The 21,248-nt window shown below is 68.6% G+C and carries 20 protein-coding genes; 7 read left to right on the top strand and 13 right to left on the bottom strand.

Annotated elements, in window-relative coordinates; genetic code table 11:
- Nucleotides 1–17: 17 nt before the first annotated feature.
- The 4 genes from AC0LPE_RS18580 to AC0LPE_RS18595 all read right to left on the bottom strand — a co-directional run bounded on the left by AC0LPE_RS18580 (nt 18) and on the right by AC0LPE_RS18595 (nt 3,793).
- On the bottom strand, nt 18–1,454 hold the full coding sequence (locus AC0LPE_RS18580) for a fatty acid desaturase family protein (protein WP_490604945.1): 1,437 nt from the start codon (nt 1,452–1,454) through the stop codon (nt 18–20).
- Between the two features lie 28 nt (nt 1,455–1,482).
- Nucleotides 1,483–2,580, bottom strand: a complete 1,098-nt coding sequence (locus tag AC0LPE_RS18585; protein ID WP_160876703.1) for a 2Fe-2S iron-sulfur cluster-binding protein — start codon at nt 2,578–2,580, stop codon at nt 1,483–1,485.
- Between the two features lie 68 nt (nt 2,581–2,648).
- Nucleotides 2,649–2,981, bottom strand: a complete 333-nt coding sequence (locus AC0LPE_RS18590; protein WP_159417702.1) for a cupin domain-containing protein — start codon at nt 2,979–2,981, stop codon at nt 2,649–2,651.
- Nucleotides 2,981–3,793 (bottom strand): class I SAM-dependent methyltransferase, encoded by an 813-nt coding sequence (locus tag AC0LPE_RS18595; RefSeq protein WP_490604946.1) that lies wholly within the window; start codon nt 3,791–3,793, stop codon nt 2,981–2,983. Before AC0LPE_RS18595 ends, AC0LPE_RS18590 begins: the two co-directional genes overlap by 1 nt.
- 179 nt (nt 3,794–3,972) lie before the next feature.
- Here AC0LPE_RS18595 and AC0LPE_RS18600 point away from each other — a divergent pair, with 179 nt between their 5' ends.
- Nucleotides 3,973–4,650: a helix-turn-helix transcriptional regulator gene (locus AC0LPE_RS18600; protein WP_253249976.1), complete on the top strand. Its 678-nt coding sequence runs from the start codon at nt 3,973–3,975 to the stop codon at nt 4,648–4,650.
- Nucleotides 4,651–4,724: 74 nt separating this feature from the next.
- Here AC0LPE_RS18600 and lpdA read toward each other — a convergent pair whose 3' ends face one another.
- The 5 genes from lpdA to AC0LPE_RS18625 form a co-directional block, all read right to left on the bottom strand.
- On the bottom strand, nt 4,725–6,128 hold the full coding sequence (gene lpdA / locus AC0LPE_RS18605) for a dihydrolipoyl dehydrogenase (protein ID WP_059384716.1): 1,404 nt from the start codon (nt 6,126–6,128) through the stop codon (nt 4,725–4,727).
- 108 nt (nt 6,129–6,236) lie between these two features.
- Nucleotides 6,237–6,875 carry a response regulator gene (locus AC0LPE_RS18610; protein ID WP_268654346.1) on the bottom strand — a complete coding sequence of 213 codons (639 nt, stop codon included), beginning with the start codon at nt 6,873–6,875 and terminating at the stop codon, nt 6,237–6,239.
- Entirely contained in the window at nt 6,872–8,107 is a 1,236-nt protein-coding gene (locus tag AC0LPE_RS18615) for a sensor histidine kinase (protein ID WP_490604947.1), read from the bottom strand. Before AC0LPE_RS18615 ends, AC0LPE_RS18610 begins: the two co-directional genes overlap by 4 nt.
- A 26-nt stretch (nt 8,108–8,133) precedes the next feature.
- Nucleotides 8,134–8,934, bottom strand: coding sequence for an ABC transporter permease (locus AC0LPE_RS18620; RefSeq protein ID WP_363886693.1), 801 nt, complete (start codon nt 8,932–8,934; stop codon nt 8,134–8,136).
- Complete coding sequence (locus AC0LPE_RS18625; RefSeq protein WP_174246997.1) at nt 8,931–9,839, bottom strand: ABC transporter ATP-binding protein; 909 nt, start codon at nt 9,837–9,839, stop codon at nt 8,931–8,933. The genes AC0LPE_RS18620 and AC0LPE_RS18625 overlap by 4 nt, the downstream gene beginning before the upstream one ends.
- A gap of 181 nt (nt 9,840–10,020) precedes the next feature.
- Between AC0LPE_RS18625 and AC0LPE_RS18630 the strand changes: the two genes are divergently transcribed.
- Nucleotides 10,021–10,311, top strand: coding sequence for a hypothetical protein (locus tag AC0LPE_RS18630; RefSeq protein ID WP_363886695.1), 291 nt, complete (start codon nt 10,021–10,023; stop codon nt 10,309–10,311).
- A gap of 37 nt (nt 10,312–10,348) precedes the next feature.
- Here the strand turns inward: AC0LPE_RS18630 and AC0LPE_RS18635 are convergent, their stop codons facing one another.
- Together AC0LPE_RS18635 and AC0LPE_RS18640 are read right to left on the bottom strand one after the other, a co-directional pair.
- On the bottom strand, nt 10,349–11,194 hold the full coding sequence (locus tag AC0LPE_RS18635; protein ID WP_490604948.1) for an SDR family oxidoreductase: 846 nt from the start codon (nt 11,192–11,194) through the stop codon (nt 10,349–10,351).
- Nucleotides 11,195–11,224: 30 nt separating this feature from the next.
- Entirely contained in the window at nt 11,225–12,559 is a 1,335-nt protein-coding gene (locus tag AC0LPE_RS18640) for a wax ester/triacylglycerol synthase domain-containing protein (protein WP_088897010.1), read from the bottom strand.
- On the opposite strand from AC0LPE_RS18640, the gene AC0LPE_RS18645 reads away from it, so the two are divergent.
- Nucleotides 12,558–14,576: a prolyl oligopeptidase family serine peptidase gene (locus AC0LPE_RS18645; protein ID WP_088897009.1), complete on the top strand. Its 2,019-nt coding sequence runs from the start codon at nt 12,558–12,560 to the stop codon at nt 14,574–14,576. The two genes, AC0LPE_RS18640 and AC0LPE_RS18645, sit on opposite strands and share 2 nt — an antisense overlap.
- Before the next feature lie 52 nt (nt 14,577–14,628).
- Here AC0LPE_RS18645 and AC0LPE_RS18650 read toward each other — a convergent pair whose 3' ends face one another.
- Complete coding sequence (locus tag AC0LPE_RS18650; protein ID WP_490604949.1) at nt 14,629–15,633, bottom strand: LacI family DNA-binding transcriptional regulator; 1,005 nt, start codon at nt 15,631–15,633, stop codon at nt 14,629–14,631.
- 100 nt (nt 15,634–15,733) lie between these two features.
- On the opposite strand from AC0LPE_RS18650, the gene AC0LPE_RS18655 reads away from it, so the two are divergent.
- Genes AC0LPE_RS18655 through AC0LPE_RS18670 form a run of 4 tightly spaced genes read left to right on the top strand, consistent with a single transcriptional unit; the run spans nt 15,734 to nt 20,275 of the window.
- Nucleotides 15,734–17,092 carry an MFS transporter gene (locus tag AC0LPE_RS18655; RefSeq protein WP_490604950.1) on the top strand — a complete coding sequence of 453 codons (1,359 nt, stop codon included), beginning with the start codon at nt 15,734–15,736 and terminating at the stop codon, nt 17,090–17,092.
- The gene (aroQ, locus tag AC0LPE_RS18660) at nt 17,089–17,583 is read left to right on the top strand and encodes a type II 3-dehydroquinate dehydratase (RefSeq protein ID WP_490604951.1); all 495 of its coding nucleotides are present in this window, start codon (nt 17,089–17,091) and stop codon (nt 17,581–17,583) included. Before AC0LPE_RS18655 ends, aroQ begins: the two co-directional genes overlap by 4 nt.
- Nucleotides 17,580–18,446, top strand: coding sequence for a shikimate dehydrogenase (locus AC0LPE_RS18665; protein ID WP_088897005.1), 867 nt, complete (start codon nt 17,580–17,582; stop codon nt 18,444–18,446). Before aroQ ends, AC0LPE_RS18665 begins: the two co-directional genes overlap by 4 nt.
- Nucleotides 18,446–20,275 (top strand): bifunctional sugar phosphate isomerase/epimerase/4-hydroxyphenylpyruvate dioxygenase family protein, encoded by a 1,830-nt coding sequence (locus AC0LPE_RS18670; protein ID WP_490604952.1) that lies wholly within the window; start codon nt 18,446–18,448, stop codon nt 20,273–20,275. The genes AC0LPE_RS18665 and AC0LPE_RS18670 overlap by 1 nt, the downstream gene beginning before the upstream one ends.
- Here AC0LPE_RS18670 and AC0LPE_RS18675 read toward each other — a convergent pair.
- Nucleotides 20,261–21,118, bottom strand: a complete 858-nt coding sequence (locus AC0LPE_RS18675; RefSeq protein WP_490604953.1) for an alpha/beta hydrolase family protein — start codon at nt 21,116–21,118, stop codon at nt 20,261–20,263. The two genes, AC0LPE_RS18670 and AC0LPE_RS18675, sit on opposite strands and share 15 nt — an antisense overlap.
- Between the last annotated feature and the right edge of the window lie 130 nt (nt 21,119–21,248).

Below are 21,248 nucleotides of genomic sequence, written 5' to 3' on the forward strand. Positions count from 1 at the left end.
CGCACCGGACGAACTGATCAGCGGGGCGGCGGATCGACCTTCACGCCGCCACCGGCGTGTTCCGGTCCGGCGTCGGTATGGTCCGCCGGCAGGCGGTCGCGGAACCGTGCGGCCTCGCTGGGGACGGGACCACCGGTGGGGTCCTGCGAACGACGATACGGTCCGGGCTTCGGACGGGGCTTGCCGCCCGGGAACGCGAGCCGGGCGATGGTGCGGTGCACCATGAACCATTGCTTGCCCAATCTGCCCGAGTTGTAGGGAAGTTCGTAGCGCTCGCAGATGTCCTTGACCTTCGGCGCGACCTCCGCGTAACGAGTACTCGGCATGTCGGGGAACAGGTGGTGCTCCACCTGGTAGCCGAGATTGCCGCTGAGGATGTGGAACAGCGGGGTGCCTTCGATGTTCGCGGCTCCGACGAGCTGCCGCACGTACCACCCGCCGCGCGACTCGTTCTCGACCTCCTTCTTGGAGAAGGTGTAGGTCTGGTCGGGGAAGTGCCCGCAGAAGATGATCGCGTGCGCCCACACGTTGCGGATGATGTTGGCCGTGATGTCGGCGAGAACCGTCGCGAGGAAGGTCTTCTCGACGCCGGGCAGATACCGGTCGGCGAGATGGGCTGCGGTGCGGAACTTTCCGGACCGCCCCTTGCCCATCGGTCCCTTACTCATCGACCGCAGTCGCCGACCCAGACGCGACGTCTTCGGCTGGGGCAACCGGCCCTGCAGCGCGACCTGCGCGAGACCGAACAGCGCGGCACTCACCAGCGGCCAACCGACATAGTCCTTGACGAACTGCGCGCGGGCCTTGCCGAAGATGCCCTTCAGCTCCTCGATCACCTGCCCGGTCGACTTCTCGCCGGCCCACAACGCCTCGAGGTCGAGGTCGTGCAGCGCCACACCCCATTCGAAGAGCACGGTCAGCAGCGCGTTGTAGAGCGGTTGCGCCAGGTAGACGGGGTGCCACTTCTGGTGCGGGTCGATCCGCATGATCTCGTAGCCGAGATCCTTGTCGAGGCCGCGGATGTTCGTGAACGTGTGGTGGATGTAGTTGTGCGAGTGCTTCCACGCCTCTGCGGTGGAGGCGGTGTCCCAGTCCCACACCGACGAGTGGATGTCCGGATCGTTCATCCAGTCCCACTGGCCGTGCATGACGTTGTGGCCGATCTCCATGTTCTCGAGGATCTTCGCCACTCCGAGACAGGCCGTCCCGGCCACCCATGCGGGCTTGTACGACGACGCGAAGAGCAGTACCCGCCCCGCCACGACCAGCTGCCGCTGTGCGGCGATGACGTTCTTGATGTACTGCCGGTCCTTGTCGCCGAGACTCGAGTACACCTCGTCGTGGATGGCGTCGAATTCCTTGGCGATCTGCTCGAGATCGTCGTCGCTCAGATGCGCGAGCGGACTCTGTGGTTCCCGCGTTCCGGTGTCGGTCCTGTCGATGCTTCTCGTCACGACGCCCCCTGCTTCGAAGCCGGTTGCTTCACAGTTCTATTTCGATGTCACCCTCCGCGGTGTGGATGCAGGTACGCACCGCAGCCCCGGTGGGCTCGCTCACCTCGTCGGTCCGCAGGTCCCGGAGTTGCCCGCATTTCAGCGTTCCGACGCACGTGTGGCAGATGCCGATACGGCAGCCGTACGGCAACTTCAGGCCGGCGTTCTCGCCTGCGACCAGGATGGGTGTTCCCCCGTCGCACTCCACCTCTTTCTCACTGTCGAGGAAGTGGATGGTGCCGCCCTCGCCGCTCCCGGCATTCCCACCGATGATCGGCTGGAAACGTTCGAGATGGAATCTTTCGGGATCGCCGTGTTCGTCCCAGTGTTCTTCGAGGGCGTCGAGCAGGTCGCGCGGGCCCGAGCAGAAGGCGTCGCGTTCGCGCCAGTCGGGGCACAGAGCGTCGAGGTCGTCGGGGGTGATGCGGCCGCGGTCGCCGCTGAGCCACAGTTCGAGGCGCAGTCCGGGATGACGTTCGTCGAGGTCGCGCAGGGTCGAACCGAAGATCACCTCGTCCTCGGTGTGGGCGGAATGCACGACGACGACGTCGTCGATGCGGTCGCGGTGATCGAGGCTGCGCAGCATGCTCATGATCGGCGTGATCCCGCTGCCCGCGCTGATGAACAGCATCTTCGCGGGCAGCGGGTCGGGCAGGGTGAACACGCCCTCGACCTCGCCGAGCCGGACGATGTCGCCGGGCTCGAGTTTGCGGACCAGGTACGGCGAGACCACCCCGTTCTCGACGAGTTTGGGCGTGACGCTGATGAGCCCGTCGACCGGATCGGGATCGGAGGTGAGCGAGTACGCGCGCCAGTGGTAGACCCCGTCGATGATCACCCCGAGCCGCACGTACTGGCCCGGCTCGTGCCCGCGCCACTCGTAGGCCGGGCGGATGAGCACCGACGCGGCGTCGCCACCCTCGGGGACAATCCGCTCCACACGGCCGCGCAGTTCGCGGGTCGTCCAGAGCGGGTTGATCATCTCGAGATAGTCGTCGGGCCGCAGAGGTGTGAACAGGTGCCGCACCGTGCGCAGCAACCATCTCCGAATCGGGTGCACGTGTGGGCGAGCGCCGCGTTCCGCCATGGCGCAACAGTACGCGGGCGCGCACAGCTCACGTGCGAATTCGTCGCCGATGTGGGATCGGTGAGAGCTCAGCGCAGGATCGTCAGTTGCACCACCGAATCGGCGTTCGCGACGAGGCGGTGCACGATGCCGGCGTCGACGTGGACGGCGGTGCCCGGCACGAGCGAGACGGTCTCGTCGGCGGTGCTGAACGAGATGTCCCCGGTGACGGCCTGCACGAGGATCGGAGCGCCGGCCTTGTGGTCGTCCATCGTCTGCCCGGCGAGGAAGGACAGACGTACCACGGTGGCACCGGTGACCGCCGCGAGCTTCTCGATGCGCGGCCCGCTCCCCTCACCCGCATTGAGCTCCGCGAGCCCCTCGATACGGGTGAGCTTGCCCTCGACCTGCTGTGTACTCATCACGCTTCCTTCTTCGTGGCGACGATCTCGATCGCGACCAGATGCTTCTTGTACTTCGTGAACGTCGACCGCATCTGCAACACCCGGTTGCGGGCGTCGGAGTCGCGAAGGACGTTGCGGACGAATTTCAGGGTGCCGGGCAGGCCCTCGTCGGCGAGGATGCGCTTGGGTTCGAGCAGCGCCATGGGGGCGAAGCCGACCTTCTCGACCTCGAATCCGTTCTCCTCGAACAGGCTCCGCCATTCTGCCGCGGTGAGCGGGCGGGCGTTGACCTTGATCGAGCGCGCGAGCGACTTGCGGATCTCGGTCTTGACATCGTCGTCGACCTCGTCGGGTTCGATCGCGAGTTCGTGGATGGCGTACCGGCCGCCGGCGCGGAGCACCCGGCGGGCCTCCTGCACGATCTCCGCCTTGTGCCTGTCGGTCTGCATGGTGAGCATCGCTTCGCCGACCACGACGTCGGCGACCTCGTCGGCGAGTCCGGTCTTCGACGCCTCGCCGCTGACCACCCTGCCGCCACCGGCGATGGCCTTGCGCGTCAGTTCGGCTGCCGTCTCGTCGGATTCGACGCCGGTGTAGCTGCCGGGCGAGTACGCGAGGATCTCCTGCGCCGTACGGCCGAGGCCGGGCGCGAACTCGACGACGTCCGCGCCGCGCAACCGCGCGTCGGCGAGCACGCGTGCCGTCAGTTCCTTGCCGCCGGGCCGGAGCACACGCTTGCCGAGGCGGGCGAGCAGCCAGTGTCCCGGCAGGTGGGCGGTGTCCCTACCGGCAAGGGGCAGAGCATCTTCCGATGCGCGCTCATTCGTCATGTTCTGCACTCTTTCTCGCGAGGCCAAGGGTAGCCACAGTTCCGAGGCCTTCCGGACCGGTCGTAACGTGGACGGTGAGCCGGTCGTCGCCTCCATGACACCGACTATAGAGGATTTTCCTCCTTTTAATAAGGTGACCCTCACCTAAGAGTCACCGCGGGCGCGACGGGAGAGCGGACTTGGCACGGCGGGTGAAGCAACGCGAGCGGATTCTGGGACTGCTGCGGGAGTCCCCGGGGCCGGTCGACGCCCATCACCTCGCCGCCACGCTCGACCTGCACGTCACGACCGTCCGCTTCCACCTCACAGGCCTCGAGGAGGAAGGTCTCGTCCGCACCCGGCAACTTCCGGCCGAGCGGGTCGGGCGCCCGCGTCTCGGCTACGTCGCGGTGAAGGAACCGTCCTACACCGATCTCGTCGCGCTGCTCGCCGCGCGGATCGGGGGCACCCCCACCGAGCGCGAGGACAAGGCGTTCGAGGTGGGCTCGGACTGGGCGGGCATGCTCGCCCTGGCACCCGCACCGACCGTCGACGCCGGCACGCTCGTCATCGACGCCCTGCAGCAGTTGGGGTTCGAGACACAGACCGCGACGAACGCCTTCGGCACCCACAGCCTCACGTTGTGCACGTGCCCGCTCGCGGAGATCGCCCGCACGAATCCCGAAGTGGTGCGCGGCATCCAACGCGGATTGATCCAGCGCGTCCTCGACGACCACGCCGACCTGCTGCGCAGCCGCTACGCCGTCGATGTCCGGCCCGACCCGCAGGACGGCAACTGTCTCGTCCAACTGGTGCTGCGCCCGGAGAAGGGCGGAACGACGTCAGCCCGCGACGACGGTCGAGTCGTCACGGGCTGAGCCGGTACATCCGAGCGGGGATCCGCCCACACGGAAGAAGGGTGAACGCGGGGCCTCGGGTCGGCCCCGCATCCTCAGAAGTTGATCATGTGTCCTGCGAGACCGTGGATGGCCTCCTGCAGCGCCTCGCTCAGAGTCGGGTGCGTGTGGACGTTGCGCGCGAGCTCGTTGACCGTGAGGTCCCACTTCTGGGCCAGGGTCAGCTCGGGCAGCAGCTCCGAGACGTCGGGGCCGATGAGGTGGCCGCCGATGAGCTCACCGTGGGTCTTGTCGGCGATGAGCTTGACGAAGCCGTTGGGATCGCCCAGACCGTGCGCCTTGCCGTTGGCGGTGAACGGGAAGGTCGCGACCTTCACGTCGTAGCCCTCGGCCTTCGCCTGCTCCTCGGTGAGACCGAAGGAGGCGACCTGCGGCTGGCAGAAGGTCGCGCGCGGCATCATGCGGTAGTCGCCGAGCTCGAGGGTCTCGGCACCGCCGATGGTCTCGGCCGCGACCACGGCCTGCGCCTCCGCGACGTGCGCGAGCTGCAGCTTCGCGGTGACGTCGCCGATGGCGTAGATGCCCTTGACGTTGGTGCGCATGCGCTCGTCGATCGCGATGGCGCCGCGGTCGGTGAGCTCGACGCCGGTGTTCTCGAGGCCGTAGCCCTCGACGCGCGGCGCGAAGCCGACCGACTGCAGCACCTTGTCGACCGTGACGGTCTCGACGTTGCCGGACTTGTTGTCCTTGATCTCGACGGTCACCTTCGAGCCGTCGTCCGAGATCTTCTGCACGGCGGCACCGGTCTTGATGGTGATGCCGAGCTTCTTGTACGCCTTGGCGATCTCCTTGGAGACGTCGGCGTCCTCGTTGGGCAGTGCGCGGTCGAGGAACTCGACGATGGTGACGTCGACCCCGTAGTTCTTCAGGACGTAGCCGAACTCCATGCCGATGGCACCGGCACCGACGATGACGATGGATTCGGGAAGATCGCGGGTGAGGATCTGCTCCTCGTAGGTGACGACGTTGTCGCTGAGCTCGGTGCCCGGCAGCAGCTTGGTGACGGAACCGGTGGCGATGATGACGTTGTCGAAGGTCACCTGTTCGGTGCCGCCCTTGGTGAGGGCCACCTCGATGGTCTTGGCGTCGACGAACGAGCCCTTACCGTCGTATTCGGTGATCTTGTTCTTCTTCATGAGGAAGTGCACGCCCTTGGTGCGCCCGTCCGCGACCTTGCGGCTGCGGTCGTAGGCGGCACCGAAGTCGAAGGACACGTCTCCCGAGATGCCGAAGGTCTTGGCCTCTTTGTTGAAGAGATGTGCCAGCTCGGCGTTGCGGAGAAGCGCCTTCGAGGGGATGCAGCCGACGTTCAGGCAGACACCACCCCAGTACTTCTGCTCGATGATGGCGGTGCTCAGTCCCAGCTGTGCCGCGCGGATAGCAGCGACGTACCCACCGGGACCGGCTCCGAGGACAACGACGTCATAGTGTGAGGTCACGGATATACAGGGTAGTCCCGCCCGATTCCGGTGTCTGCCGATGGTCCGGTTACCGGCCGGTAGCTACCGGATCCGGTGATCGGCCGTGTATCGGCGCACGGCGTTCCGCTAACCCAGGATCCCCCGGTCGTAGGCGGCTGCGACCGCCGCTGCCCTGTCCTTCACCTCGAGCTTCGCGAAGACGTGGGCCAGGTGGGTCTTCACGGTCGCCTCGCTGACGAACAGTTCCTGGGCGATGGCCCGGTTCGAGGTGCCCTTCGCGACGAGCGCCAGCACCTCACGCTCCCGGGCGCTGAGCGTCTGCGGGACGGTGGGTGTCCGCATGCGGTTCATCAACCGCGACGCGACCACCGGCGACAACACCGCCCGCCCCTCCGCCGCGGCCCGCACCCCGGCGAACAGGTCGTCGCGCAGAGCGTCCTTGAGCAGGTAGCCGGTCGCGCCGGCTTCGATCGCGGGAACGGTGTCGGCATCCGTGTCGTAGGTCGTCAGCACCAGGACGCGGCTGCGCGCACCTCGTGCGACGAGCTCGGTGATCGCCTGCACTCCCCCACCTCCCGGCATCCGCAGGTCCATGAGCACCACATCGGGATCGAGTTCGAGCGTGAGCGCCACGGCCTCCGGACCGGAGGCGGCCTCCCCGACCACGTCGAATTCCGGGGAGGCCGAGAACATCCCGCGCAGGCCGTCCCGCACGACGGGGTGATCGTCGACGATCAGCACGGTGATCTCGCCCCCTCCCCTCACGACACCCTCCCCGCCCTGATCAGCGGCACCCGCACCGAGACTGCGGTCCCCACTCCCGGTTCGGACTCGACGTCCACGACACCGGCGATCCGGTCGGCACGGGATTGCATGCCCCGCAACCCGAATCCGTCGCCCGCGTTCACGGTCGGGTCGAACCCGCACCCGTCGTCCCGGATGTCCACACTCACCTCGTCGTCCATGTACGACACCGTGACACCCGCGCGGCACGCCGAGGAATGCTTCGCGACGTTCGCGAGCGCCTCCTGGGTGATCCGGAACAACGTCACCCCGATGTCGTCGTGCAGCGGTTCCGAGGAACCCGTGACCGTGAGATCGGCTCGGATTCCGTGTTCGGTGGACCATTTCGCCACCTCGTGGGCGAGCGCGTCGTCGAGCGTGCGGTGTTCGAGTACCTCGGGAGCGAGATTGCGCACCGAACGACGGGCGTCGCCGAGGCTGCGTCGGGCGAGGTCCGTCGCCCTCTCGACGTGGCGCCGCGCCGCCTCCGGGTCGGTGGTGTCCTGCGCGGCCTGCAGCTGCGTGACGATCCCGGCCAGGCCTTGGGCGAGGGTGTCGTGGATCTCCGCGGCGAGTCGGCGACGCTCGTCGTCGATCCCCGATTCCCGGGCGTGGACCAGCAGCTGCGCGTGCAGAGCCTCGTTCTCGGACAGCGCGTTCTCGAGTTGCACGTTGGTGCGTTCGAGTTCGGCGATCGCAGCCAGCCGTTCGAGACTGCGTTGCTCGTCGCGTTCGGCGAGCCTCATCATCAGCATGGAGATCGACGCGTTGAGCACGACGAGGAGCCCGAACGCGATCCACATGGTCGTGTCCTCCGGCGGCAGACCGCCCGCCTGCGAACCCGCCACCGTCACGGCGGTGACGAGCAGCCCGAACCGGATCCAACGGTCCGGCAGCATCGCGTGGGCATCGAAGTAACCGGAGGCCGCGTAGATCGCAAAGAACGGGTTGAGCCAGCTCAGGACGAACGCCAGGGCGGACCGGAGGAGGTAGTAGACCGCGTCGCCCTCCGGCATCGACCGACGGCGACGGCCCCGCCACAGTTCCAGACCCACCGCCACCGCGGTGAGCACCGCTGCCGTGTACCGCTCGGCGGGACTCATCAACAACGTCGCGGTGCCGACGGACAGGACGGTGCCGGTGGCGAGCATCCCCACCGGCGCCCATCTGTAGGTCCGTTGCCACGGATCGTCGGTGGTCGTCGAATCCGTCATGGCTTCCAGGATGACGGTCGACGCGGTCACTGCCAACGGAACCACCGGATCGCCACGCCGGTCAGGACGACGGTCCAGCACACCACGACCGCGAGCCCACCGAGATTCGGCCAGTCGCCCGCGGCGGTCTCGTCGAGCAGTTGCGCTGCGGCACCGAAGGGTGTCAGCTCCACGATCCTCCGCAGCAGCTCGGGCATCGCCTGCACCGGAAGCCACACGCCCGCACTGAACATCAGCGGGAAGAACACGATCGTGCCCAGCGTCTGGGCGATCCGCACCGACGGTGCCACCGCAGCCAGTGTCGCTCCCGCGCTCAGTGCCGCAGCGAGAGTGACGAGTACCGCGAATGCGTATCCCCAGGGCTGGGCGGGGAAGGCGACTCCGAAGGCCGCCCGACCGACGATCAGCGCGAGGACCACCGACGCCAGGACCGCGATCGCGTGCACCACGATCTGTGCGGTCAGCAGGTGCGACGGATTCGCCGGGGTCACGGCGAGCCTGCGGAGGATGCCCCGTTCGCGATACGACGACAACACCGCGGGCATCGTCTGGACACCGGCCACGATCATCGCCACAAGGATCGCCACGGGGACGTACAGATCGATCACCCGCAGACCACCGAGCTCCGGATCCGGTTCCCGGAAACCGGGAATCATCCCGAGGATCACGAGCAACAGCGTGGGGAAGACGAGGATCCAGAAGAGCGCCCCGGGTTCCCGTGTGAACAGTCGTGCCTCGGTACGCAGAACGGCGGTCGAGGCGGACAGCGCCGGGGCGCTCGTCGTCGATGTCTCGACGAGCCGGGTGCGGACGGTCGGGTCGGTCATGACGTGCTCCTGCTGTCGGTGAGATCGAGGTAGGCATCGTCGAGGGTCGCTTCGGCGATGCGGAGGCGTTCGGCCGTGACGCCGAGGCGTCCCAACAGGGCGAGTACCGCGTGGATCGACTCCTCGCTGCCTTCGACGGCCACCCGTTCCCGGGTGGTGTGCACGGAGACGACGCCGGGCAGGGCCTCGAGGAGTGCCTGGTCGAGCGGACCGGACGGGTGGAACGAGACGACGATCGCTGCGGACGATTGCCCGATCAGCTGGGCCGGGGTCCCCAGCGCACGGATGCGCCCGGAATCGAAGACCGCGACACGGTCGCAGAGGCGCTGCGCCTCTTCCATGAAATGGGTGACGAGCAGGACGGTGACGCCGGAATCGCGCACTTCCTCGATCAGTTCCCAGGTATCACGGCGTCCACGCGGGTCGAGTCCGGTGGTGAGCTCGTCGAGGACGACGACGCGCGGTGAACCGATGAGTGCCAGTGCGATGAACAACCGCTGTTTCTGGCCCCCGGACAGTTTCGTGAACCGGGTGTCGAGCATGCGGCCCAGGCCGAGGCGTTCGGCAAGCGCATCACCGTCCGCGGGCCGGGCGTAGAAGGCCGCGTACAGCCGGAGCGCTTCGCGCACGGTCAGTTTCGGTTGCAGCTCGCTCTGCTGCAGCTGCGTGCCGAGCAGTTCGGTGACGGCCCGGTGGTCGCGGACCGGGTCGAGGCCGGCGACGCGGACGGTGCCCTCGTCGGGTTTTCGAAGACCCGAGATGTGTTCGACGGAGGTCGTCTTCCCGGCCCCGTTCGGGCCGAGGATCCCGAATATCTCACCTTCGTGGACTTCGAAGCTCACGCCGTCCACGACGGCGCGACCTCCGTAGGACTTGTGCAGATTGTTCACTTCGACGATCGGCATGCATCGAGCGTCCCGCGGAGTACCGGTCGCGCACATCCTCCGACCGTCGCTATCGGATGTCCCCCGATCGGATGATGGCGAGGGTCGTCCGGGTCGGGCATGATGTCGCCGTGCGTGTTCCCCGTCGAGATCAACCCGCGCGGCGCGAGGCCGCTCGGGTGTTCGACACGGGAGAACCCACATGGAATACAACGCAATGATCGAAATCGACGCCGACCTCGATCGCCTGACCGACGACGAGACCGTCGACCTCATCGAACCGATCGTCCCGCACCACGGGGCGGTGGGGCGCAGCGACAACGGTCGCGCCCAGCTCACGCTCACCGTCGACGCCGTCGACGCGATCCACGTCCTGCGGTTCGTGCGCGACCTGATGCAGAACTCGTACCCGTCCTACCGCGTGAACGCAGTGGATGTATTGCCCACCAGCGCGTTCGACGCGATCTACGGATTCGGCGACTACTTCGCCTGATACGGGAGCCTGGTGAGGGTCCGCACTGCGCGGACCCTCACTTGCGGCGCCCGAACCTGCGCATACCGAGCAGGTAACGCGGGATCGACCGGAACGGGACCCGCACCGGCCAGTCGTCGGGACGGAAGTACGCCTCGGTCCCGCCGTCGACCACCACGACGCTGCCCGTCATGAAGTCCGCTGCCGGCGACAGCATGAATTCGACCCACTGCGCGATCTCCTCGGGCTTCCCGAAACCCCCGAGCGGAACGGGGAAGCTCTCCACCGCCTTCTTGAGCGGGCTCTCGAGTTGCGCGTCGAGCAGCGGGGTGGAGATCGCTCCGGGCGCGAGGATGTTGAGGCGGATGCCGGCACCCGCCCATTCGGGGGTGACTGCCGCGCGCCGTGCCCATCGGGTCACGGCGATCTTCGACGCCGCGTAGGTGAACGGCGGACCCGCCTGCGGGATGCGGGTGGTGCGCGCGACGCCCTTGTCCATGTCCCCGGCGAGGAAGGCCTTCACCGCCGAGTTCGGCACGCCGGGAGTCGTGGTCGTCGAATTGGACCCGAAGACCACCACCTTGCTGTTCGCGGACGCGGCCAGAGCCGGTCGCCAGCCGACGAGCAGGTCGATCACGCCCCGTACGTTGACCTGCGCGATGATCTTCTCCTTGCCCGGGGTGGGGCCCAGACCCGCGGCGAGCACGGCACCGTCGAGACGGCTGCCTGCCAGCTCGAGCGTCGCCCGGACGGCGTGGGATCGACCCTCCGGAGTGGACAGGTCCGCCGTGACCTCGGTGTCCTTCAGGTCGATGCCGATCACCGTGTGCCCGGCGGCCCGCAACCGCTCCGCGCTCGCCCGGCCCATTCCCGACGCGGCACCCGTCACCGCATATACCGCCATGTGCCCCTCCATCGTTGGATTCGGGGCACGTTACAGCGAGGCGACCGCCGCGTGCAGCAGGGCGACGTACCGAGCGAGACCTGCCGCGTCGAGGACGTCCGGGGAGGTCGTCACCGACAGGGTCACGGTGCCACCGATCCCGTGTACGCCGTGGGTGAGCGCCTGCACGGGCGACAGGCCGGGGAAGCCTGAAGTGAACCGCACCCGTCCACCGCCGAGTTCGAGGTCTGCCGGTCCCCGGTCGACGCTCGACACGACGGTGTTGCCGGTGACGGTGGGCGGGACGACCGACAGGTCGAGTCGGCCGGTGCCGAACCGCAGCAGCGGCGCGGGGACGTGGTCGTCGGTGCGGGCCCGGATCGCCATGGCGGGGTGCCGCGCGCGGATCCGCTGCAACGCCAGGTCGGCGGTGATCGCCGCGGCACGTTCGTGCGGGTCGCGGATCGCGCAGTGCAGGTCGACGCCGACATTGCGGTAGCTGTTGCGGGCCGTGCCCGGCGCCACCGCGACCGGCACCTCTGCGGACAGTTCGTCGACGCCGAGGAACTCCGACAGGGCAGCGCCGATCGCCGTGAGCGCGCCGATCGTGACCGTGCCGACGCGACGCAGGTCGGCTGCGTCGAACACGAGGGTGCGGACCGTCCGGCGCGGCCCGGGCGCGGTGTTCACGGCGACCAGAGGTCGGCCCGGAGCGGGCTGCGGCACCGACGGATCGGCGAGCTGCCGCTGCGCCTCCACCGCCCGTCGCCCGTCGGCGATGACCCGCGGGATCGAGAACGGCAGTCGCAGTGCGGCACGCGTGAGCATCCCGGCCGGCGAGGGGGCACGCGGTGGTGTCGTGGGTGTCGCGGTGCCCGCCAGCAGGTCGCGGGCGAGCGCGGAGGTGCGCACCCCGTCGGCGAAGGCGTGCGACATCTGCAGGACGACGACGAGCGCGGGACCGTCCCCGCGCGGAGCACCGGTGACCTGTGGGAAGACGTGCAGTCGCCACGGCGAGACGGTGACGTCGACGCGAGTCGCGACGAGCCCGGACAGTGTGTCGAGCAGGTCGTCGTAGCTATCGGATACGTGGACGACGAACGGATCCTCGGTAGGGGCGTGTGCCGACCAGTAGGGATAGTCGAGACCCGCGGGGACCTCGACCATCCGCACCTGCAACTCCCCCATCACCGCCGCCCGCGACCGCAGCTCGTCGAGCACATCGGCGACGGGAGCCACGGGGGCGTCGAAACAGTAGAGGGCGAACAGGTCGCCCGGGATGCGGTCGCCGAGCCATTCCCGGCGCGCGTCCGACGGATGCATCTGCACGAGGTCACAGTCTGCCTGCCGCCCCCGGCACGTGCGGGGCGGGTATGAATGGATCATGAGCGACGACACGACCGATCCGTACCTGTGGCTCGAGGACGTCACCGGCGAGGAACAACTCGGCTGGGTGCGTGCCCGGAACGACCGAACGGTCGAGGAGTACACCCGCACCGAGAGCTTCACCGACCTCGAGTCCCGCATCCGCGAGATCCTCGACACCGACGCCCGCATCCCCTATGCGCGTCGGCGCGGCGAGTACCTCTACAACTACTGGCGGGACGCCGAGCACGTACGCGGCCTGTGGCGTCGCACGACGATGGAGCAGTACCTGCGCGACGAACCCGAATGGGACGTCCTCGTCGACCTCGACGCCGTCGCCGAGGAGGAGGGCGAGAACTGGGTGTGGTCGGGTGCCCAGGTGTTGCGGCCCGATCAGACGCGCGCGCTCATCAGCCTGTCGCGCGGTGGTGCCGACGCGAGCGTGATCCGCGAGTTCGATCTCGTCGAGCGACGGTTCGTCTCGGGCCCGGACAGTTTCGAACTGCCCGAGGCGAAGACGGACATCGGGTGGATCGACGCCGACACCGTCTACGTGGGAAGCGATTTCGGCGACGGATCGCTCACCGACTCGGGTTATCCGCGACTCGCGAAGAAATGGCGGCGCGGCACCCCGATCGAGGAGGCCGAGACGGTCTTCGAAGGTGAGCGCACCGATGTCGCCGTCTCCGCCTGGTACGACAACACCCCCGGCTACGAACGCAGCTTCGTCGACCGCGCGATCGACTTCTACCGGGCGCAGCGTTTCGAACTCACCGCGGACGGCGAACTCGTCGAACTGGATGTTCCCGACGACGCACGGGTGAGCGTCTACCGCGACCATCTGCTCGTGCGCACCCGCTCCGAATGGCTCGGCCATCCCGCCGGCACCCTGCTGGCCGCGAACTATCCGGCCTTCCTCGCCGGGTCGCGCGAGGTGACGGTGCTGTTCGGCCCCGACGAGCACACCTCGCTCGAACAGTACGCGTGGACGCAGAACCACCTGCTCGTCGTCACGTTGCAGGACGTGCAGACACGCGTGCGGGTGCTCACGCCGGGTGAGGACGGCTGGTCGGACGAGGAGCTGCCCGGCGTCCCCGATGCCACGTCGACCTCGATCATCGACGTCGATCCGCTCAACAGCGACGACTTCTTCCTCAACTCCAGCGGTTTCACCATCCCAGCGACCCTGCTGTCGGGGACGGTCGGCGGCCCGGTGGAGGCGATCAAGCAGGCCCCGTCGTTCTTCGACGCCGAGGGCATCACCGTCGAACAGTTCTTCGCGACCTCCGACGACGGCACGCAGGTGCCCTATTTCGTGGTCGGCCGCAACACCGAAACCCCTTCGCCCACACTGCTGTACGGATACGGCGGGTTCGAGAACTCGATGGTGCCCGCCTACAGCGGCGGAGTCGGGCGGGCGTGGCTCGAGAAGGGCTACACCTACGTCATCGCCAACATCCGCGGCGGCGGCGAGTACGGACCCACCTGGCACACGCAGGCGCTGAAGGAGAACCGGCACAAGGTCTTCGAGGACTTCGCCGCGGTCGCGAAGGATCTCGTCGCGCGCGGGATCACGACGGCCGAGCAGCTCGGCACCCAGGGCGGCAGCAACGGCGGTCTGCTCATGGGCGTGATGCTCACCCGCTATCCCGAACTGTTCGGGGCGATCGTGTGCCAGGTGCCGCTGCTCGACATGAAGCGCTACCACCTGCTGCTCGCCGGCGCGTCGTGGATGGCCGAGTACGGCGACCCCGACAACCCCGCGGAGTGGGAGTTCCTGTCGAAGTACTCGCCCTACCAGAACACCGACCCGGACGCCGACTACCCGCCGATCCTCGTCACCACGTCGACGCGCGACGACCGGGTGCATCCCGGCCATGCACGGAAGATGGTGGCGCGGCTCGAGGAGCAGGGTCACGAAGTCCGGTACTACGAGAACATCGAGGGCGGCCACGGCGGCGCGGCCGACAACGCCCAGGCGGCGTTCAAGTCGGCGCTGACGTTCACCTTCCTGGCCGACAAGCTCGCGAACCGGTGAACTTCGGGGAGGCTGTGTGCGTTCTCGTCGAGAAAGACGCACACAACCTCCCTCATCTCGCCGGTCCGGTGGACTCGCGGACGACGAGCTGCGTCGGGAGCACGAGTTCGTCGGCCACCGCGACCCGCTCGTAGGCCTGCCGGGCGAGCATCTCGATGGCGCGCGCCCCGGCGTCCTCGGTGCGTTCGGCGAGCGTCGTGAGCGAAGGCTGGCACAGGTCGGAGCCGAAGATGTTGTCGAATCCGACCACGCTCACGTGTTCCGGCACGGACACCCCGCGTTCCCGCATCCGGCGCAGCACCCCGATGGCGAGCATGTCGTTGTGGCACACCACCGCGGTGGCACCGGCGGCCACGGCGGCGTCGGCCGCGGCGGCACCGCCACCGAGTGTCGGCGAGTAGGGACCGAAGCGACGTACCGCGATGTCGTGGGCCTGCGCCGCGACCTGCAGACCGGCCCAGCGCCGCGCTCCCGACCACGACTCGGGCGGACCGCCGAGGAACAGCAAGGAGCGGTGTCCGAGCGACGCGAGGTGGTCGACGATCTGCCGCGTGCCCGTCTCGTAATCGGCGACGACGCAGGATATTCCGCGGATCGCGCGATTCACGAGGGTTACGGCGTCGAGTTCCGCGACGCGGCGGAGCTCGTCGTCGGGCATGCGCGCGGCCGCCAGGACGAAGCCGTCGACGGCCGGCCCCAACCGCCGGATGATGTGCGCTTCGGTGGCCGCGCTCTCCTGCGTGTCGGCGAGGACGAGGGTCCGCCCGGAGGCGACGGCGGCGCGCTCGGCTCCTTTGATCACGCCGGAGAAGAAGGGGTTCGTGATGTCGGGGACGAGCAGCGCCAGGGTGTTGGTGCGTCCCGATTCGAGGGCGCGGGCCGCGGGGTTGGGGGCGTAGCCGAGCCGGTCGGCGACCTCGAGGATGTGGTCGCGGGTGGCGGCATTGACCCGGCCCGGGTTGGTGAAGGCGCGAGACACCGTGGACGCTGCGACCCCCGCCTCGCGGGCCACAACGGTGATGGTGGCGCGTTTCCGTGAACGCGGAGCAGCCGACATGCGGACAGTATGGCAAAAGATGGCAAACGATTGCCGTGTGCTGCGCCACACCCCTACCGTCCCTGTATCCGATACTGAAGACCCACCCCCGAGGCATCCGATGACTGAAAACACCACCGTGCAGCGCACGCCCCGCAAGGCGGCACTCGCCGCGTGGAGCGGCAGCGCACTGGAGTACTACGACCTGGCGATCTACGGCACCGCCGCCGCGCTCGTCTTCCCGAAGATCTTCTTCCCCGAGGGCAACCAGGCGGTTGCGACCGTCGCGTCGCTCGCCACCTTCGGCGTCGCCTACGTCGCGCGCCCGTTCGGGTCCATCCTGATGGGCCACATCGGCGACCGCTTCGGCCGCAAGCTGATCCTCGTCGGCACGCTGCTGCTGATGGGTGTCTCGACATTCCTCATCGGTTGCCTGCCGACCTACGGACAGATCGGCATGCTCGCGCCGATCCTGCTGGTCACCTTGAGACTCCTCCAGGGCCTGTCGGCCGCGGGTGAACAGGCCGGCGCGAACTCGATGTCGTTCGAACACGCCCCCGACGACAAGCGCGGTTTCTTCACCAGCTGGACGCTGAGCGGCACACAGGGCGGGCAGGTGCTCGCACCGCTGATGTTCCTGCCGGTGATCGCCCTGCTCTCCGAGGAGCAGTTGCAGTCGTGGGGCTGGCGCGTGCCGTTCTGGATCAGCGCCGTGATCGTGCTGATCGGCTTCCTCATCCGCCGCAGCCTCGACGAGACCCCCGAGTTCCACGCCGAGAAGGCGCACGACGAAGCACCCAAGGCACCGCTGGCCGTGCTCTTCCGCCACCACTGGACCGGCGTCCTGCGCGTCTTCTTCGCGGCCTTCATCGCCATGGTCAACACCGCATTCCAGGTGTTCGCCCTCAACTTCGCCACCGCCGACGAGTACGGCATCGGCATCAGCGACACCACGATGCTGTGGCTGGCGATCGTCGCCAACGTCATCGCCGTAGGCACCATCCCCATGTGGGCCCTGCTGTCCGACCGCATCGGCCGCAAGCCGGTCTTCGTCACCGGCCTGATCGGCAGCGCCGTCATGGTGACGGCCTTCCTGTGGTCGATCTCCCGGGGCGACGTGCCGCTCGTGCTCGTCACCGGCATCCTGCTCGCCGGCGTGGTCTACAGCATGCCGAACGCGGTGTGGCCCGCCACCTATGCCGAGTACTTCCCCACCAGCGTCCGCCTGTCGGGCATGGCGATCGGCACCCAGTTCGGCTTCGCGCTCGCCGGCTTCACCCCGGCCATCGCAGGTTCGCTCATGGACGGCAACGCCGACAACTGGTACCGCGTGGCCCTGTTCTGTGTCGGCGCCGTCGTCATCTCGTTGATCGCGGTGGCCACCGGACCGTCCGGAACCCACAAGGTCCCCACCCGTGAGATCGGCCTGCTCCCCCACGACCGCAACACCACGCCGGTCCCCGCCGGGGCCGCATCGTGAGTGCGCGTCCCATCATCGCCGTGCTCAACGGGCCCAATCTGAACCTGCTCGGCACGCGCGAACCCCGTCTCTACGGCACCGCAACACTGGCGGACATCGAGAAGTCGTGCCGCCGCACCGCCGGCGACCTGGGATTCGACGTCGACTTCCGGCAGACCAACCACGAGGGCGCCCTGATCGATTCGATCCACGACCTGCGCGAATCGGCGGCCGGCTTCGTCGTCAACGCCGCGGCCTACACGCACACCTCGGTGGCGCTGCACGACGCGCTGGCCACCGTCACGGCACCGATCGTGGAAGTGCACCTGACCAACGTCCACGCCCGCGAAGAGTTCCGGCACCGCTCCTACGTCGCTCCCGTCGCGAAGGCCGTCATCGCCGGCTGCGGCCCCGACGGATACGAGTTCGCCATCCGCCACCTGGCCGCGCTCGCGACCGACGCCGGCACCGGCACGGCAATCGACACCGATACGAAGGACAGTTCCCGATGACCTCCGCAGCGCCCGCACGTACGTCCTTCCTGCTGGGCCTGTTCGGCGCCGGGATCGGCGGATCGCTCACCCCGGCCATGCAGGAACGGGAGGGCTTCGCGTCGGGACTGAACCTGACCTACCGCCTCGTCGACGCCGAGCGTCTCGGCTACGGCGCCGAGAATCTGGCCGAGATGCTCGACTGGGCACAGCGTTTCGGTTTCGACGGGCTCAACATCACGCACCCCTTCAAGCAGGTCGTCATCCCCCTGCTCGACGAGTTGTCCGACGACGCCCACGATCTCGGCGCGGTCAATACGGTGGTGTTCCGGGACGGTCGTGCGATCGGCCGCAACACCGACTGGTCCGGCTGGGGACGCGCGTTCCGCCGCCGGCTGCCCGAGGCCGTCTCCGACCGCGCCGTGCTGGTCGGGGCCGGTGGTGCCGGTTCGGCCGTCGGGTACGCACTGCTCGAACAGGGCTCCGCGCACGTGTCCATCGTCGACGTCGATACCGAGAAGGCGCAGGCCTGCGCGACCCGCCTGGCCAAGCGGTTCGGCGACGACCGGGTCCGCGCGACCACCGATCTCGCCGGGGCGCTGGCCTCGGCGCAGGGTCTGGTCAACGCGACCCCCACGGGCATGACCGGCCACCCCGGGCTGCCCGTCCCCGCCGAACTCGTCCGCGAGGACCTGTGGGTCTCCGACGTCGTGTACTTCCCGCTCGAGACCGAGCTGATCCACCTCGCCCGCTCCCGCGGATGCCGCGTGGTGCCCGGTGGGGGCATGGCCGTCTTCCAGGCCGTGGGTGCCTTCGAGTACTTCACGGGCGTCGAACCCGACGCCGAACGAATGGTCCGACACTTCGAGGAGCTGACCAGCTGATGCGCCGCGGAATCGCCACCGTCTCGCTCTCCGGTGTTCTCGCCGACAAACTCGACGCGATCGCCGCTGCAGGATTCGACGGGATCGAGATCTTCGACAACGACCTGATCGCGTCGCCGCTCTCACCCGCCGAGGTGGCCCGGCGCTGCGCCGATCTCGGTCTGTCGATCGACCTGTTCCAGCCGATCCGCGACATCGAGGGCGTCGACCCACGGCGGTTCCCCGACGTCCTGCACCGCGTCCGCCGCAAGCTCGAGGTGATGAACGAGCTCGGCGCAACGACCTTTCTGGCGTGCTCGAACGCGCTGCCGACCGCGATCGACGACCCGGAGCTGTCCGCCGAACAGCTGCGCGCCGTCGGCGATCTCGCCGCCTCGCACGGGGTCACCTTCGCCTACGAGGCCCTCGCCTGGGGACGTCACGTCAACCGGGTCGGGCAGGCGTGGAATCTCGTCGAACGCGCCGACCACCCGGCCGTGACGCTGGCCGTGGACACCTTCCACATGCTCGCGCGCGGTGACGACGGACGCGCCCTGGCCGGCATCCCCGGCGAGCGCATCGGCTTCCTGCAGGTCGCCGACGCCCCGGTGCTCGACATGAACGTCCTCGAATGGAGCCGCCACTTCCGGTGCTTCCCGGGGCAGGGCATGCTCGACGTCTCCGGGGTGGTCGCGGCCGTGCTCGACGCCGGCTACGACGGTCCGCTCTCGCTCGAGGTCTTCAGCGACGTGGTGCGCGAAGCGGATCCGCATGTGACCGCGCGCGACGCGATGCGGTCGCTGCTGTTCCTCGAGGACCGGCTCGGTGCGCGGGTCACCGGCCCCGCACGCGAGAAGGTGACGGTCGCACCGCCGCTTCCGGCGCGGACCGACGCGGCGTTCGTCGAACTCGCCGACCCCGACCGCACCGACTACCCGGCGCTGCTCACCGGACTCGGATTCCACATCGCCGGCCGGCACCGCAGCAAGCCCGTCGTGTGGTGGCGCAACGGCGGTGCGAACGTCGTCCTCAACGAAGAGCCCGCGCCGGGCCCCGCCGCGACCGCGCTGGGTCTCGTCGCCCCCGACGTCGCCGCGGTAGCCGAGCGGGCCGCGAGTCTGCTGTGGCCTGCGGTCGACCGCACCCGCGGCGAGGGTGAAGCGGGTCTGCCGGGCATCACCTCCCCCTCCGGATTGCACGTCTTCGTCAGTGCCGAGCCCGGGGAGACCGACGACTGGCACAACGACTTCGTGGCGGGTGACGCCCCGGACACTCCCGCGGCGGACGAGGGATGGCTCGGTCTCGACCACGTCGATGTGACGGTCGCGGCGGACGACCTGAACCAGGAATTGTCGTTCTTCCGCACCTTGTTCGGACTGCGGCCGGAGGACCCGGAGGAGTACATCCAGCCGCAGGGCCGCCTGCGTATTCGCGCACTGCGCGCGGAGAAGGGTGACCTGCGGGTCGCGCTGAACGTCTCCGACACCGGTGCTGCGCCCCAACCGCACGGCGTGACCCAGTTGGCCTTCGCCACGGCCGATGTCGTCGACTCGGTACGGCATGCGCGTGCGCGCGGTGTGGAGTTCCTCCGACCGCCCACGAACTACTACGCCGATCTCGATGCGCGGTTCGCGCTCGACCCCGAGCTGCTCGCCGTCCTGCAGAGCAACGGCCTGCTCTACGACCGAAACGACGACGGAGGTGAATTCCTGCACGCCTACACGCTCCCGGTGCAGGGCGGATTCCAGGTCGAACTCCTCGAACGGCGTGGAGGCTACACCGGACACGGCTCCCCCAACGCCCACGTCCGGCTCGCGGCGGCCGCCCGCGCGGGCTCAGCGGTCACGTAACCACGCCACGATCGTCGCGACGGTGTCGTCGTTGTCGCGGATCCAGCCGTTGTGGCCCAGTGCCCGCGGATTGTGCCATCGGGTGATCTCGGTGGACGGCAGCTTCTCGAGCAGATGCTGCGCGGACGCGACGGGAGTGAGTTCGTCGCCTTCGATCGTGATCGACAGGACGGGGAGCGTGAGCCGCCCGATCCGTTCCTCGTAGTCGATGTCCGCACCGGTCGGTTCGAATCGGCCGGTGCGGGCCAGTCGCGCCCAGTCGGAGATCAGCGCGCGCGACTGCCGGCCGAACCCGGCGACGTCGATCCGGTCGCCGGGCCAGAATCCGGCGACCGCGGCGGTCAGCGACATCGCCGTCGATCCGAGCCACAGTCCCGGGCCGCGGACGCCCCCGTGATGCCGGTAGTAGGGCGTGCCCGACGCGACGAGGATCAGGCCGCCGAGCCGCCCGCGGATGCGCGCGGCGTAGAGCGCGCCGAGCTGCCCACCCATGGAGTGACCGAGCAGGTAGGGCGTCGAGTCGGGGAAGCGCTCCCGCACCACCTCGAAGACGGCGGGGAAATGCGTCGCGACGATCTCGTGATAGCCGTAGGTGCTGTCGGGTCCGGGCCTCGGACGGCTGTCGCCCTGGCCGGCCAGTTCACAGATCGCCGCGTCGAATCCGTGCTCGGTGATCGCCTGCGCGAACGGCTCGTAGTAACCGGCCGGGATACCGAGCCCCGGCACGATCACCACGACGGCGCGGGAAGCATCGCGGCGGGTCTCGTGTTCGTGGTCGGGTCCCGCGAAGAGGCGCACCGGGGTCGTGGTGCCCCCGGGAAGCTGGATCGGTACGGTCTCCACCGGCCCAGACTAGGCCGATCCGGACGCGGCGGGTGCCGGTTTGCCTGTGAGTCTCCCTGCCACCCCGAGCCCGGAATTCAGGGTCGGGATGGGGGTCGTGCCCGGATGTGCTCGGGCCCGGTCGCGGCGG

This window comes from Rhodococcus sp. S3 (genome assembly GCF_058211795.1).

Excerpts from the sequence above, each read along its gene's own strand:
- AC0LPE_RS18585 (WP_160876703.1), bottom strand. The coding sequence starts at position 2,580 with ATGGCGGAACGCGGCGCTCGCCCACACGTGCACCCGATTCGGAGATGG.
- AC0LPE_RS18590 (WP_159417702.1), bottom strand. The coding sequence starts at position 2,981 with ATGAGTACACAGCAGGTCGAGGGCAAGCTCACCCGTATCGAGGGGCTC.
- AC0LPE_RS18595 (WP_490604946.1), bottom strand. The coding sequence starts at position 3,793 with ATGACGAATGAGCGCGCATCGGAAGATGCTCTGCCCCTTGCCGGTAGG.
- AC0LPE_RS18615 (WP_490604947.1), bottom strand. The coding sequence starts at position 8,107 with ATGACGGATTCGACGACCACCGACGATCCGTGGCAACGGACCTACAGA.
- AC0LPE_RS18620 (WP_363886693.1), bottom strand. The coding sequence starts at position 8,934 with ATGACCGACCCGACCGTCCGCACCCGGCTCGTCGAGACATCGACGACG.
- AC0LPE_RS18625 (WP_174246997.1), bottom strand. The coding sequence starts at position 9,839 with ATGCCGATCGTCGAAGTGAACAATCTGCACAAGTCCTACGGAGGTCGC.
- AC0LPE_RS18630 (WP_363886695.1), top strand. The coding sequence starts at position 10,021 with ATGGAATACAACGCAATGATCGAAATCGACGCCGACCTCGATCGCCTG.
- AC0LPE_RS18635 (WP_490604948.1), bottom strand. The coding sequence starts at position 11,194 with ATGGCGGTATATGCGGTGACGGGTGCCGCGTCGGGAATGGGCCGGGCG.
- AC0LPE_RS18645 (WP_088897009.1), top strand. The coding sequence starts at position 12,558 with ATGAGCGACGACACGACCGATCCGTACCTGTGGCTCGAGGACGTCACC.
- AC0LPE_RS18640 (WP_088897010.1), bottom strand. The coding sequence starts at position 12,559 with ATGATCCATTCATACCCGCCCCGCACGTGCCGGGGGCGGCAGGCAGAC.
- AC0LPE_RS18650 (WP_490604949.1), bottom strand. The coding sequence starts at position 15,633 with ATGTCGGCTGCTCCGCGTTCACGGAAACGCGCCACCATCACCGTTGTG.
- AC0LPE_RS18655 (WP_490604950.1), top strand. The coding sequence starts at position 15,734 with ATGACTGAAAACACCACCGTGCAGCGCACGCCCCGCAAGGCGGCACTC.
- AC0LPE_RS18665 (WP_088897005.1), top strand. The coding sequence starts at position 17,580 with ATGACCTCCGCAGCGCCCGCACGTACGTCCTTCCTGCTGGGCCTGTTC.
- AC0LPE_RS18670 (WP_490604952.1), top strand. The coding sequence starts at position 18,446 with ATGCGCCGCGGAATCGCCACCGTCTCGCTCTCCGGTGTTCTCGCCGAC.